The sequence below is a fragment of the Allobosea sp. P1_A7 genome, from assembly GCF_056406775.1.
On the sequence record NZ_JBFTZN010000179.1, the window covers coordinates 1 to 12,022 of the forward strand.

Sequence of the window (12,022 nt, forward strand, 5' to 3'; positions counted from 1 at the left end):
GGCATCGACGGTGTCCTGACCTGGACGGTCGACGGGAAGCAGATCGATGTTGGGCCAGGACAGGCACTATGGGCATCGACGGTGTCCTGACCTGGACGGTCGACGGGAAGCAGATCGATGTTGGGCCAGGACAGGCACTATGCATTCCGCGAGGCGCCGTTCATCGGTTTGATAACAATGGAAGTCAGGACGCGAAGACACTGTGTGTGATTACGCCGGCCGCGATTGGACCGGAGTATTTCCGCGAGGTCTTCGCAGTGGCCAACGCGGCACCCGGTGGTCCACCGGACCGGGCCAAGATGGTCGAGATCATGCGCCGTCACGGCCTTACGCCAGCAGCGCCCCAGATTTAGAGGCCAGGAGAATCAGCAGGCGCTGATTTTCCCTTGCGGCGTCAGCCAGGGCATCTGCACCACAACCATCCCGAGACATGCGGGATCAACAGCCTCTGGCAGGGTCGCTGCGGTGTGGCCGCAAGGGACGAGCTCCAGAGCTTCGTGCCGAAGCGGTTTCTGCGCGGGAGCACCTGCGACGGCTTAGGGACGCTGAAAGCGGATCGAACCATCAATCCGGGTCGGTGCACGAGCGGGAGAGGATCGCCCTCGAAGAAGCTTTGCGTGCGTTCGAGGCCTCGCGGCACCCAACGAAATTGTAGGGCCGCAATACTACCCCGCCGCTAACTGCCGTTATTTTTTATCGCGGGCACGGGTAGACGACGCACACTTTTCTTGGGGAATGTGCAGGTGGCTCTACCGGATTGAGCGCGGCTTCCCGTGATGAGTTGGCGTTGCTACCAGGCTGCGGTTAGGGACTAGTCCTGCGCACACATCGCGTCGTCAATCTCCTGCTCGATCTCAAGGGCTAGCACGCGGCATTCCTCCGCGCGTACGCGGCCCGCTTGCGAATAGATTTTCGACCAATGGGCCGCCGCCTCGCACGCCAGATCATACTCTTCGAGCAGGTCCGGCAGTACCGAGATGCGGCCGCATCTAACCCGCAACTCCGTCGGTGCAGACATTAGATCAGTAGAACGCTGCGCAAGATACCTTCGTCGATAATCACGGTATGACGAATCGTCAGTGCAGTCGAAAAATCTAAAGTCGCATGCCTCCGTCCACTGCGATCTCCGCACCATTGATATAATTTCCATCTGGCAAGCAGAGCAGAAGGGCAATACCTACGCAATCTTCTGGAACGCCTATTCGTCCGAGCGGAATACGCGCGATGGCTTGTTTTTCGCGGCCTTGTTGTGCGAGTATCGCGCGATTGCGGTCGGTACGGATGGCACCGGGCTGGATGACGTTGAAAGTAACGTCTGCAGCCCGCGTGGTGCGAGCCAAATTCAAAATTATGTTTGTCTGCGCGGCCTTGGTGGCTGCGTAGTAGAGACAATCATCGTTCGCCCTCATCTCCTGGACAGATCCAATTGCGATGATACGGCCAAAGTTCTGGGCACGCATGCCCGGCAGGAAGGCCTTCAAGAGGCGTGCGGTCGCGTGCAGATTGACCTCACTCTGCATGGTCAAAGCGTCGTCGCTCAAATTATCGAGCGTCTGGCGGATTTCAGTTGAGGCGCATAACACAAGAATGTCGGGCGCGAGCGCTTGCGCTCTCAGTTCAACGACCATTCGCTCAACGGCATTGGGCTCGGCAAGATCAGCGATAAGCGATACGGCCTTAACATCGCCATCACCATCGCCGAGCCGACGGGCAACCGCGAGCGCCTCGTCGTCGCGGTCGTGGACCACGAGGCGAGCGCCTGCACCGGCGAGCGCCGTCGCGATCGCAAGTCCGATGCCGCGAGCCGCGCCGGTGACCAGCGCGACACGTCCTGAAAGCGCCCCTGCCATCAGCCGAGAAGAGGCTTCACGCGCTTGACCGCGTCGTCCATCGCCTGCTGCGGCGGCTTGATGCCTAGCACGGCGGCTTGCGTCTCCTCGATGAAGATGTCGTGGGCGCGGGCCTGCTCGTCGAAGGCCGGGAGATGGATGCGCGACGCCTTCAACGCCGCTGCCTCGTCGGCCGCATAAGGCATCGCGGCCTTCAGCGTCGGCTCGGCATAGGTCGAGATCCGCGTCGGTCCGTTGCCGTTCAGGGCCATCGCCATGGTGCCGGCCTTGGACGACAGGGCGCGGATCAACTCCCAGCTCAGCGGTTTCTGCTTGGCGTTCTTCGGGATCATCAGCGCCCAGAACTCGACCGTCGGAGCGAAGGCGACCTTGCCGGCGAGGTCCGCGGCCATTGGCGGCAGCAGCGATTTGAAGCGCCCGCCATATTTGCCCTTGCTCGGGTCGTTATAGGTCACCAGCCGCGCGAAGGGGTTGATCGTGATCGCGGCACGGCCCTGCTGCATCCAGCTGGTGATCTCCTCATTGTTCACCGTGGCGAAGTTCCGCGGCAGCACGCCGGCCTTGTAGAGCTCGGCCAGCACTGTCAGCGCCTTGACCATGCCGGGCTCGGCGGCGACCAGCTTGCCGTCCGGCGTCATGTAGTCGCCGCCGAGGCAGCGGGCGAGCGTCAGGAAGTTCGAGGCGAAGGCGGCGGTGAAGGCGAGGCCATAGACCTGCGTGCCGTCATCGCGCTTGAAGGTGAGCTTGCGCGCCGCCTCGATCAGCTCCTCGAACGTGGTCGGCAGCTGGACGCCACGCTCTTCCAGCAGCGCCTCGTTGTAGATCAGTGCGTTGGTGGCGTGGCGGACCGGGATGCCGTGCAGGGCGCCGTCCAGCTTCAGCGGCGCGACCAGGCCGGGCGCGAAGTCCTCCGGTGCCTCCAGCGCCGCCTCCTTCATCAACCCGTCCAGTGGCTCGAAGAGCCTGAGGTTGCGCGGCACCGCGCGGCCGTTGAGCAGGTAGCCGACGTCAATCGAGGTCTCGCCCAGCGTGACCTCGCGCAACAGCCGCTCATGGATGGCGTTGTTGTCGCCGAAGGTGACCCAGTTGACGCCGGCGCCGGCCTGATTGCGCCAGGCCTCCGTTGCGTCGCCGCCGGGACCGGTGGTGGCGCAGGTCTGGTGGACCCGGTGACCGAGCGCGGTCACCGTCTTGGCCTGGGCCAGGGATGGAAGGGCCGCGAGCGCAGCGGCGCCGGCGGTTCCGGTGAGCAGGGTACGTCGGGAAATGGCGTGCATGGTGTCTACCTCGGAACGTTCGGTTTCAGGCAGCGGCGGTCTGTTCGCTCAGGCGGATCTCGACGCCGGCGCGCTCACTGACCAGGCGCAGGATGCTCGTGAAGTCGTCGCGCGGGTATTGCTCGGTCGTCTCGTCGAGCAATTGGAGAACCGCAGCGCCGAGCGTAAGCGGCACGCCGATCTCTTCAGCGAGCTTGGTGGCGAGGCGCTGGTCCTTGCGCGCCAGGCGCGACATGAAGCCCGGCGAGAAATCGCCCAGAAAGGCCTTGCCCGGCATCAGCTTGTGCAGCCAGGCGTTGTTGGTGCCAGTGCCGCCGCTGATCCTGACCATGAGGTCGAGCGGCAGGCCCGCCTTGAGGCCGATTGTCATAGCCTCGGCGATGGCGCTGACGATGCCGGCCGAGAGGAAGTTGTTGACGAGCTTCATCGCGGTGCCGTTGCCGAGCTCGCCGCAATGGGTGATCGTGTCGGCCATCCGGCGCAGCAGCGGCTCGACCTCCTGGAAGACGGCGAGATCGCCGCCGATCATCAGAGCGAGCGTGCCGGCACGGGCGTTCTCAACGCCACGCGCCACGGGGCTGTCGATCATCCGGATGCCACATGCCCCGAGGCGGGCACCGACGCGCCGGCTGGTGACCGGATCGATCGTGCTCATGTCGACATAGATCAAGCCGGGGCCAGCATTCGCCTCGATGCCGCCAGAACCCAGCGCCGTCTCCTCGACATCGGGAGCATCGGGCAGCATGGTGATGACCACGTCGCTCTGGCGCACGAGTTCGGCGATGGTCGCAGCGCGGTGGGCGCCGGCCTTTTCCGCTTCGGCGAGCGCGGCCTCGCTGAGATCGAAGACCGTCAGCGGATAGCCGCCACGCAGTACGTTGAGCGCCATCGGCAGGCCCATCGTGCCGATGCCGATGAAGCCGATTCTGGCGTTGGGAGACAAAGTGGCAGCCATCAGGATTTCACCATGGGTTCGACGCGGCGCTTGAGATCGGCCACGCCCTGCTCGGGCGTGACCTGGCCAAGGGCGACCGCCTGGACGGCCTGCGCGAGCGCATCGCCGGCCTCGACGGCGCGGTCGAAAGCGGGCAGCGGCGGGCGGGCAACGGCAAGGACCTTTGCCTCGGCGGCGGCGTAGGGCACCGCATCCTTGACGCGCTGGTCGTCATAGGCGGAGGCCCGGACCGGGCCGTTGCCATTGAGGGCGCCCCGGATCACCGCCTCCTTCGCGGTCATCGCCTTGACCAGCGACCAGGCGAGCTCCTTGTTGCGCGAGTTCTTCGGGACGACGAAGGACCAGAACTCTGTCGTGCCAACGATGGCCCCTGTGCCGAGATCGCGCGAGGCCGGCGGTGCGATCGCGCTGATCTTGCCGGGAAACTGGCTCTTCTGCGGGTCGTTGAAGGCGAAGTACCGGCCGAAGGCGAAATGGCACATCGCCGCCCGCCCGGCCTGCATCTGGGTAATGACCTCGTCCTGCTTGAGAGTTGCGAAATTGCGCGGCAGGGCGCGTGCGGCGTAGAGGTCGCGGAAGACCTCGAAGGTCTTCAGCATGCCGGCCTCGTTGGGAATGACCTTGAGGTCCTCGCTGATGAACGGCGCGCCCCAGGCGAGCGACAGCGTCACCATGTTGACGTAGCTGACGCCCTCCATCGCAAAGCCGCTGACCGGCACGCCGGCGGCGTTGGTGAATGTCGCCGCCTTGGCGATCTCGATCATCTCCTCGATCGTCTTCGGCGCCGCCGCGAGCTTGCGCTCCGCGAGGATGGCCTCGTTGACGTGCAGCCCGGTCGTGGCATGGCGGAACGGGATGCCGCGGATCGAACCGCCGACGCTCAGAGCCTTGACCATGCCGGGCGCAACTCCGGCGAAATCCTCGATCGGATCGGCCTTCTGGAGCGCATCCAGCGGCTCCATCAGGCTGACACGCGGGGCACGGCGAGGGTGTTGACGACGAAGCCGAGATCGAAGCTCGTCTCGGCCAGGCTGGCCTCGCGCAGCAGGCGCTCATGCAACGGCGCGACGTCGAAGGTCGACCAGTTGACGCCGGCGCCGGTCGCTCTCGACCAATCGCCGATGATGTCGCCGCCCTTGCCGCCTTCGCCGGTCAGGACGTTGCGGTGGACCCGGTGGCTGATGATGTTGAGCGACTTGGCCTGCGCCCGAACGAGGGCGGGCATGGCCAGAACAGGCAGCGCGAGCGCGGTCCCGGCAAGAAGCGCGCGGCGCGATGGCTGGTAAAGCTTCGTCATGGGACCCCCCTAAGCCGGAAGCAGCGGCTGGACGCGCTTGACCAGCGAGGCCATCGCCTCCTCCGGCGTCTTCATGCCGAGCACGGCGGCCTCGGCCTCCTCCTTGAAAAGGTCGCCGGCGCGGGCCGCCTCGTCGAAGGCCGGCAGCGGGATGCGCGCCACCTTGAGCACCTTCAGCTCCTCCGCGGCATAGGGCACGGTCGCGGCGAAGCTCGCGTCGGCATAGGTCGAGGCGCGGACCGGGCCGTTGCCGTTGAGGGCTGCGCCAAGCGTCGCCTGCTTCGAGGCCATCGCCTTGATGAAGCTCCAGGCCAGGTCCTTGCGCTTGGAGTTCTTGGGAATGCAGAGGCCCCAGAATTCGACCYTGGCGGGGGCGGCATCGTACTTGCCGGCCAGCGCCTTCGAGGCGGGCACGGCAATGGTCTTGATCTTGCCGGGGAATTTCGACTTCTGTGGATCGTTGTAGATGCGGTTGCGGCCCATGCTCTGCAGACTCATCGCGGCCCGGCCGGTCTGCATCCAGACATTGACGTCCTCGGTGGAGAGCGTCGCGAAATTGCGCKGGAAGGCGCCGGCCTGGAAGAGCTCGCGCAGCAGCTTGATTGCGTTCAACATCGGCGGCTGGTCGGCGACGCATTTGTAGTTCGGCGTGATGAAGTCGCCATCCCAGGCGCGGGCGATATCGATSACGTTSGGGTAGGTSACGCCGGGCATGCACAGGCCSACSACSGCSGTSCCGTCGSYSCKGCGATAGGTGCAGGCSCKGGCSATCTCGACCAKTTCCTCRATCGWGGCCGGCGGYTTSGWRAAGCCCTTCTCGGCCAGCARTTCCTCGTTGTARTGCAGCCCSGASGAGGCATGSCGGAASGGRAYSGCRASCTGCTTGCCGCCGACCTTCATGCCYTCCATCARSCCCGGGAAGATGTCGGGGGCGTCATCGAGCGGGTCGCGCTTCATGAAGTCGTCGAGCGGTTCGAACAGGCTCGCGGCGCGCGGCACGGCTTGGGTGTTGAGCAGGAACCCAACATCGACCGAGGTCTCGCCCAGACTAGCCTCGCGGAATAGGCGCTCCTGCAGGGGGCCGGTGTCGAAGGTGGTCCATTGCACCGTGGTGCCGTTCTTGTCGCACCAGAGCTTGGTGATGTCGCCGCCCTGCGCCCCCGTCGCGACCGTCTGCATGACGCGATGCGCGAAGAGGTTGAGCGGCGCCGTCTGCGCCAGCGCGGCTACGCTGTCGAGCCCGACGAAACTCAGCCCGATGAAGCCCCCGAGGACCTGCCTACGATCCAGCCCTGTCCCTGCTGTCATTGTTGTCTTCCTCCCGGATTGTCGCGATTTCCGCGATGGCGGCTTCAGCCGCTTCGAAATGCTTGCTCATGGCTCGCTCAGCCCATTCGCCGTCACCAGCGCGAATGGCCTCGACGACCTCAACATGGCGCTCGTAGGTCTCGCGCCAGTCACCGGTGTTGCGGGTGCTGCGCGAGTTGAACAGCTCCATGATCTCCCGGTTCAACGGGCGCAGCGCCCGGATCTGCAGGTCGAGCAGGGTGTTGCCGGCCGAGGCGGCGATGGCCTCGTGGAAGTCGAGATCGGCCTCGATCCAGCGCGGCACGTCGCCCCAGGAGGTCTCGAGCCGCTTCAGGATCTCGGTCAGCTTGACGACATCCGCCTCGGAGCGACGCTCGGCGCTGTAACGGGCGATTGGCGGCTCGAGCACGCGGCGCAATTCGACGGCCTCCGTGAGGCCGGTCTTGCTGCCGCGTACGGCAAACCGGAAGAAGCGGTCGAGAGGGGCGGCGTCGAGCGCCTGCACGCGCGTCGGCTTGCCCTGCTGGATATGGACGACGCCCATGGCCGCGAGCTGGCGGATGGCTTCGCGCGCGATTGGCTTGCTGACGCCGAAGGAGGCGGCCATGCGCGCTTCCGAGGGCAGCACGTCGCCGGGCTTGAGGCGGCCGTCGTGGATCGCCTGCGTGATGCGCTGGATCAGGGCGTCGCCGAGCCGCGTCGGCACGACGTCGACGTCGGCGAACGGATCATCCTCGATAAGGGCCGCGGCGGGATCGGTCATTCACAAGCTCCAAGGACATGATTGACAGATGCCAGCCAAGTTGGCAACTGTGCAGCCTATATGATAAGTTACCGTCCTGGGGAGGACGCATCGTTATGCCGGCTCGCAGCATCTCGCAGATCGTTGCCTATCCGCTGCGCGCCGTGCTGGCCAAGGCCCAGCGCACCTCGCAGGGCGACTATCCCGCCATCGAGGTCGTCGTCGTCGAAGTCACGACCAGCGACGGCCTCACGGGCTTCGGCGAGGGGCTGTGCAGGCGCGGCGCAGCCGGCTATGCGCGCTTTATCGAGGAGGCGTTCATCCCCCGCCTGATCGGCAAGGACCCGGCCGACCGGCGCGCCCTGTGGAAGCTGATGCGCGGCGCGCTCTCGGGCCAGCCCGGCGGGCAGATCGTCGAGGCCATCTCGGCCATCGACATCGCGCTCTGGGACATCGCCGGCAAAGCGGCGGGGGTACCGATCCACAAGCTGCTCGGCGGCATGGGCCGAACCCACGTTCCAGCCTATGCGTCCTCGATCAACTGGCTCGACGACGCCACGGTCGAGGGCGAGGTGGCGGCTGCATTCAAGGCGGGGTTCCGCGAGATCAAGGTCAAGCTCGGCCACCCCATCAAGGACGCGATCGCGCGGGCCAAGTTCATCCGCAAGCTCGCCGGCGACGAGATCGCGCTCTATGTCGATGCCAACTGGGCCTATGACGTCGACGACGCGCTGGTCGTCGGGCGGGCGCTGGCAGATCTAGGCTATGGTTTCTTCGAGGAGCCGATCGCACCGCATGACCGTGCCGGCTATCGCCGCCTCGCCCAGCACCTGCCGATCCGCCTTGCGGCCGGCGAGAGCGACTACGTCGCCTCCGAGGCGTTGGCGATGCTGCAGGAGCGCTCGCTCGGGCTGATCCAGCCCGACGTCTCGCGCTCGGGCGGCATCACCGAGACCTGGCGCATCGCTGAACTCGCCGCGAGTTTCAACACGGCCTATGCCCCCCATGTCGGCTGGTCCGGTGCGATCTGCGTCGCCGCCAGCCTTCAACTGGCCGCGGCGGCCGAGACGCTGCGTACCTTCGAGTGCATGGTATACGCCAACCCACTGCGCGATTCCTTCACGCATCCGGTCGTCGGCGAAGGCAGCCAGCTCGTCGACGGACAGCTCCTCGTTCCACAGGGGCCGGGCCTGGGTATCGAAATCGACCGCGACATGCTCGCGCGGCATCGGATCGCTTGAGCGATGCAGCAGCGCTCGCGCCTTACCGCCTTCGCATTGGTCTCGCCGGTCCAGATGATGGTCGGCGGCATCATCTTCCTGCCGGCGATCTATGTGTTCTGGCTCAGCCTGAACCAGTCCTCCTTCGGGCAGGCGGCCACCTTCGTCGGCCTCGCCAACTACGCCAAGGTGCTGAGCGACCTCTATTTCTGGCGGGCGCTGGTCAACACGGTGATCGTCGTTGCCGTCGTCGTCCATGTCGAGCTGCTACTCGGCCTGCTAATGGCCCTGTTCTTCGCCTCCGGCATCCCCTTGCGCGCGCTGATGCTGGCTGTGGTGCTCGCGCCCTATGCCGTCTCCGAGGTCTCGGCGGTGGTGATGTGGCGCTACCTGTTCGAGCCCGATGTCGGGATGATGAGCCAGCTTCTCGGCGCCATCGGCCTGCCGCCAATCGAATGGTCGGTGAATCCGAGCCACGGCCTGCTGATGGTCTGCCTCCTCTCGATCTGGCTGCACCTGCCCTTCAGCTTCGTCATCCTGTACGCCGCCCGCCTCGCCATCCCCGGCGAGCTCTACGAGGCCGGCGCGATCGATGGCGCCTCGGGCTGGATGGCATTCCGCCGCATCACATTGCCGCTGCTGATGCCAGCGTTGCTGATCGCCGCGCTGTTTCGCTACATCTTCGCCTTCCGGCTGTTCTCGGAGGTCTGGCTGATGACCGGCGGCGGGCCTGCCCGCACCACCGAGGTGATGGCCGTCTACCTCTATCTCGAGGCCTTCCGGTACAACTCCTTCGGCGCCGCAGCCGCCACCGGCTGGCTGCTCGTGCTCGCGTCGCTCCTGCTCGCGCTGGTTTACCTGCGCGGGCTCTACAGGGAGATGTTCGGCAAGCATGCGTAAGCGCTCCCCCCTCATCACACTGTTGAAATTCCTCGGCGTCCTCATCATCGCGGCCTGGTCGCTGGTGCCGATCACACTGATCGTGATATCGTCCTTCAAGGCCGACCGCGACATCTTCTCGGCCGCCTCGCGCTTCAAGTTCGAGCCGACGCTGGCGAACTACGCCATGCTGTGGAGCCGCTGGGGCGACTTCTTCACCGGGCTGTGGAACAGCTTCATCGTGACCACGGGGGCCACCGTGCTCGCCGTCTCGGTCTCGCTGCTCGCCGGCTACGCCTACTCGCGCCATGCCAGCAGGACGCTGCAAGCGAGCGCCTTCTTCCTGATCTTCATCAGGTTGATACCGCCGATCGTGATCACGCTGCCGCTATTCCCGGTGGTTAACTGGCTCAAGCTCAACGACACGCATTTCATCCTGATCCTGCTCTACGCGACCTTCTTCGTCTCGCTCGGCACGATCGTGATGCGGACCTTCATCGACCAGATCCCGCGCGAGCTCGACGAATCCGCGATGATCGACGGCGCCTCGCAATTCCAGATCATCCGGCGAGTGATCTTCCCGCTGGCGGCCCAGGGCATGCTCGCGGTCGCGGTCTTCGTCATCGTCTACGCGTGGAACGAATTCCTCTTCGCTTTCATCTTCACCACCACCAGGGCCAAGACCGCGCCTCTGGTCGTTGCGGAGATGATCGGCGCGGTCGAGGGCGTGGAATGGGGGGTGCTCTTCGCCGCCTCCGCCATCCAACTCCTGCCCGTGCTCGCCTTCGTCATCCTCATGCAGAAACATCTCGTCGCCGGGCTTACGGCCGGCGCGGTGAAAGGATAGTCATGACCCAACTCGACGATATGCGCCGCGCCATCCGCGAGGCCGACCCGCAGCTCAGTCGTTTCGACCCCCTGCCGCGCATCATCTGCCTCGACGATTTCGATCGCGGCATGTGCGGCTGGACTCAGCTCGTCGGCAATTACGAGATCTCGCTCGACCAGATGCTCCCCGGCTACGCCCAGCACTCGCATGCGATGCTTTCGACACTGCCCAATTGGGACTTTGGCTCGCATGGCGGCGTCGATGGCTCCTATGCGCTGAAGCTCGCGACAAGGGCTAGGGCGGGCGCGCAGAACGTCACACTGAAGCGCCTGACCTTCCGCAAGGCCGGCCCGATCCGGATGGAGTGTTATTTCACCTTCAAGCCCGAGGCTAACGAGCTGCAGCTGATGGAGACAGATGTCCGCTCCTTCGGCTTCCTTTACGACCTCCAGGTGGGCGATCAGGCCGGAGCAGGCGGTCAGCGCGTAATGCCGCACTTACGTTTCCTCAACGCACAAGACGGCAAGCACCTCCAGAAATGGCAGTTCAAGCGCAAGACCACTGAAATCTTACCGATCGGCAATGTCGGCAAAACGATCTCGCACTACCACCTCGCGCCAACCGATTGGGAAGACCTGCCCGGCGGCGAGCAGAAGCTTTGCTACAACGAGATTCCGACAAAGATTAACTGGCACTATTTACGATTTGATTTCGATCTCGCCACGATGCAGGCGACCGGATTCCAAGTGAACGACCGTAAATTTGATCTCTCGACTTTCGAGCCAATCCGCATTCCGGCCATGAAGAATCTTTGGTGCATGCTGAACCTCTGCTTCTTCGCTGAGACGGACACCGACAAGCGCGCTTTCGCATATCTCGACTCCGTCTGCCTTTCGGGAGATTTCTAATGCTGCCTGAAAACCTCACTGCCGTCGTCGCCCGCAACGAGATCTGGACCGGAGACAGCGCGACGGAGCCTTACGAAGCCGGCTGGGCCAAGGAGGTTGTCGTCTTCGTTCGGGCGTTGAAAGAGCCTATCGGAGCGCTGCCGAAAGCGCGCATCGAGATTTCGGCGGACGGGATGCATTGGGCGCCGGAAGGCTCGGAATTCGAGCTGCCGGCGGCGAAAGATGCGGTGACATTCCAGCGAGTCGCCCATTTCGGGAATTTCCTACGCGTGGCCGTGACGCTACAGGAAGGCGTCGAGATTGCAGTGTTGGTGACATTTCATTTGAAAGCTTAAAGATACAATTGCGCAGCAAGCAATATTGTGATTGATGAGAAACGCGTGAATTGGGTTACTACCTAATGCTTTATAGCATAGAACGCCATCTAGCAAAGTCGCCAAATCACAGGCGGCTTTGCTAACCATCTGTGAAACACCCACTGTCAGGCGCGATGGGTGCGAGCATGGCGTCGAAATTGGCCTGCGCTGGTTTCGCGCGCGACGGACTTGCAGGGGTTCTGTTGCAAATTCCCGCGGCGCCATAGAATTTGGTCGTTCGTGCCATTTCACGCCGCTGCGATAATCTCAAACTGCTCTGCGATGGACGGGTTTTGGATTGTAGGCGTATCTGGCCTGTCGCCTGCGCATCATGTGAACCATCTCGATACCGGCCAGGGTTGCAGCGGCGCTTTTGAATGATGTGAAGCCAAGCATCGATC

13 protein-coding genes and 1 pseudogene are annotated in these 12,022 nt (G+C 64.2%); 6 read left to right on the plus strand and 8 right to left on the minus strand.

Translation table 11 applies throughout. The features are described from left to right. Window positions 1-68: 68 nt before the first annotated feature. Window positions 69-353, plus strand: coding sequence for a cupin domain-containing protein (locus tag AC1D34_RS25375; protein ID WP_476825694.1), 285 nt, complete (start codon window positions 69-71; stop codon window positions 351-353). Window positions 354-1,094: 741 nt separating this feature from the next. Here AC1D34_RS25375 and AC1D34_RS25380 read toward each other — a convergent pair. Genes AC1D34_RS25380 through AC1D34_RS25410 form a run of 7 tightly spaced genes read right to left on the minus strand, consistent with a single transcriptional unit; the run spans window position 1,095 to window position 7,450 of the window. Then, window positions 1,095-1,850, minus strand: a complete 756-nt coding sequence (locus AC1D34_RS25380) for an SDR family NAD(P)-dependent oxidoreductase (RefSeq protein ID WP_441509027.1) — start codon at window positions 1,848-1,850, stop codon at window positions 1,095-1,097. Beyond that, window positions 1,850-3,127, minus strand: a complete 1,278-nt coding sequence (locus tag AC1D34_RS25385; RefSeq protein ID WP_441509028.1) for an ABC transporter substrate-binding protein — start codon at window positions 3,125-3,127, stop codon at window positions 1,850-1,852. The genes AC1D34_RS25380 and AC1D34_RS25385 overlap by 1 nt, the downstream gene beginning before the upstream one ends. 25 nt (window positions 3,128-3,152) lie before the next feature. Further along, window positions 3,153-4,082, minus strand: coding sequence for an NAD(P)-dependent oxidoreductase (locus tag AC1D34_RS25390; RefSeq protein WP_441509029.1), 930 nt, complete (start codon window positions 4,080-4,082; stop codon window positions 3,153-3,155). Beyond that, entirely contained in the window at window positions 4,082-5,044 is a 963-nt protein-coding gene (locus tag AC1D34_RS25395) for an extracellular solute-binding protein (RefSeq protein WP_476825695.1), read from the minus strand. The genes AC1D34_RS25390 and AC1D34_RS25395 overlap by 1 nt, the downstream gene beginning before the upstream one ends. Beyond that, on the minus strand, window positions 5,044-5,379 hold the full coding sequence (locus AC1D34_RS25400) for a hypothetical protein (protein WP_476825696.1): 336 nt from the start codon (window positions 5,377-5,379) through the stop codon (window positions 5,044-5,046). The genes AC1D34_RS25395 and AC1D34_RS25400 overlap by 1 nt, the downstream gene beginning before the upstream one ends. Before the next feature lie 9 nt (window positions 5,380-5,388). Beyond that, on the minus strand, window positions 5,389-6,687 hold the full coding sequence (locus tag AC1D34_RS25405; protein ID WP_476825697.1) for an ABC transporter substrate-binding protein: 1,299 nt from the start codon (window positions 6,685-6,687) through the stop codon (window positions 5,389-5,391). After that, the gene (locus AC1D34_RS25410) at window positions 6,659-7,450 is read right to left on the minus strand and encodes a FadR/GntR family transcriptional regulator (RefSeq protein ID WP_441509032.1); all 792 of its coding nucleotides are present in this window, start codon (window positions 7,448-7,450) and stop codon (window positions 6,659-6,661) included. The genes AC1D34_RS25405 and AC1D34_RS25410 overlap by 29 nt, the downstream gene beginning before the upstream one ends. Window positions 7,451-7,545: 95 nt before the next feature. Here AC1D34_RS25410 and AC1D34_RS25415 point away from each other — a divergent pair, with 95 nt between their 5' ends. The 5 genes from AC1D34_RS25415 to AC1D34_RS25435 are packed head-to-tail and all read left to right on the plus strand — an operon-like array spanning window position 7,546 to window position 11,600. Further along, the gene (locus AC1D34_RS25415; RefSeq protein ID WP_441509033.1) at window positions 7,546-8,670 is read left to right on the plus strand and encodes a mandelate racemase/muconate lactonizing enzyme family protein; all 1,125 of its coding nucleotides are present in this window, start codon (window positions 7,546-7,548) and stop codon (window positions 8,668-8,670) included. A 3-nt stretch (window positions 8,671-8,673) separates the two neighbouring features. Further along, on the plus strand, window positions 8,674-9,549 hold the full coding sequence (locus tag AC1D34_RS25420; protein WP_441509034.1) for a carbohydrate ABC transporter permease: 876 nt from the start codon (window positions 8,674-8,676) through the stop codon (window positions 9,547-9,549). Further along, window positions 9,542-10,375, plus strand: coding sequence for a carbohydrate ABC transporter permease (locus tag AC1D34_RS25425; RefSeq protein ID WP_441509035.1), 834 nt, complete (start codon window positions 9,542-9,544; stop codon window positions 10,373-10,375). Before AC1D34_RS25420 ends, AC1D34_RS25425 begins: the two co-directional genes overlap by 8 nt. Window positions 10,376-10,377: 2 nt before the next feature. Beyond that, entirely contained in the window at window positions 10,378-11,265 is an 888-nt protein-coding gene (locus tag AC1D34_RS25430) for a DUF6772 family protein (protein ID WP_441509036.1), read from the plus strand. Next, window positions 11,265-11,600, plus strand: a complete 336-nt coding sequence (locus tag AC1D34_RS25435) for a hypothetical protein (protein ID WP_441509037.1) — start codon at window positions 11,265-11,267, stop codon at window positions 11,598-11,600. The genes AC1D34_RS25430 and AC1D34_RS25435 overlap by 1 nt, the downstream gene beginning before the upstream one ends. Window positions 11,601-11,869: 269 nt before the next feature. Here AC1D34_RS25435 and AC1D34_RS25440 read toward each other — a convergent pair. Further along, window positions 11,870-12,022: pseudogene (locus AC1D34_RS25440) on the minus strand (IS6 family transposase); the annotation flags it as partial.

Coding starts and splice junctions, on each gene's coding strand:
- AC1D34_RS25395 (WP_476825695.1), bottom strand. CDS start 5,044: ATGGAGCCGCTGGATGCGCTCCAGAAGGCCGATCCGATCGAGGATTTC.
- AC1D34_RS25400 (WP_476825696.1), bottom strand. CDS start 5,379: ATGACGAAGCTTTACCAGCCATCGCGCCGCGCGCTTCTTGCCGGGACC.
- AC1D34_RS25420 (WP_441509034.1), top strand. CDS start 8,674: ATGCAGCAGCGCTCGCGCCTTACCGCCTTCGCATTGGTCTCGCCGGTC.
- AC1D34_RS25435 (WP_441509037.1), top strand. CDS start 11,265: ATGCTGCCTGAAAACCTCACTGCCGTCGTCGCCCGCAACGAGATCTGG.
- AC1D34_RS25425 (WP_441509035.1), top strand. CDS start 9,542: ATGCGTAAGCGCTCCCCCCTCATCACACTGTTGAAATTCCTCGGCGTC.
- AC1D34_RS25385 (WP_441509028.1), bottom strand. CDS start 3,127: ATGCACGCCATTTCCCGACGTACCCTGCTCACCGGAACCGCCGGCGCC.
- AC1D34_RS25375 (WP_476825694.1), top strand. CDS start 69: ATGGGCATCGACGGTGTCCTGACCTGGACGGTCGACGGGAAGCAGATC.
- AC1D34_RS25415 (WP_441509033.1), top strand. CDS start 7,546: ATGCCGGCTCGCAGCATCTCGCAGATCGTTGCCTATCCGCTGCGCGCC.
- AC1D34_RS25390 (WP_441509029.1), bottom strand. CDS start 4,082: ATGGCTGCCACTTTGTCTCCCAACGCCAGAATCGGCTTCATCGGCATC.
- AC1D34_RS25410 (WP_441509032.1), bottom strand. CDS start 7,450: ATGACCGATCCCGCCGCGGCCCTTATCGAGGATGATCCGTTCGCCGAC.
- AC1D34_RS25430 (WP_441509036.1), top strand. CDS start 10,378: ATGACCCAACTCGACGATATGCGCCGCGCCATCCGCGAGGCCGACCCG.
- AC1D34_RS25380 (WP_441509027.1), bottom strand. CDS start 1,850: ATGGCAGGGGCGCTTTCAGGACGTGTCGCGCTGGTCACCGGCGCGGCT.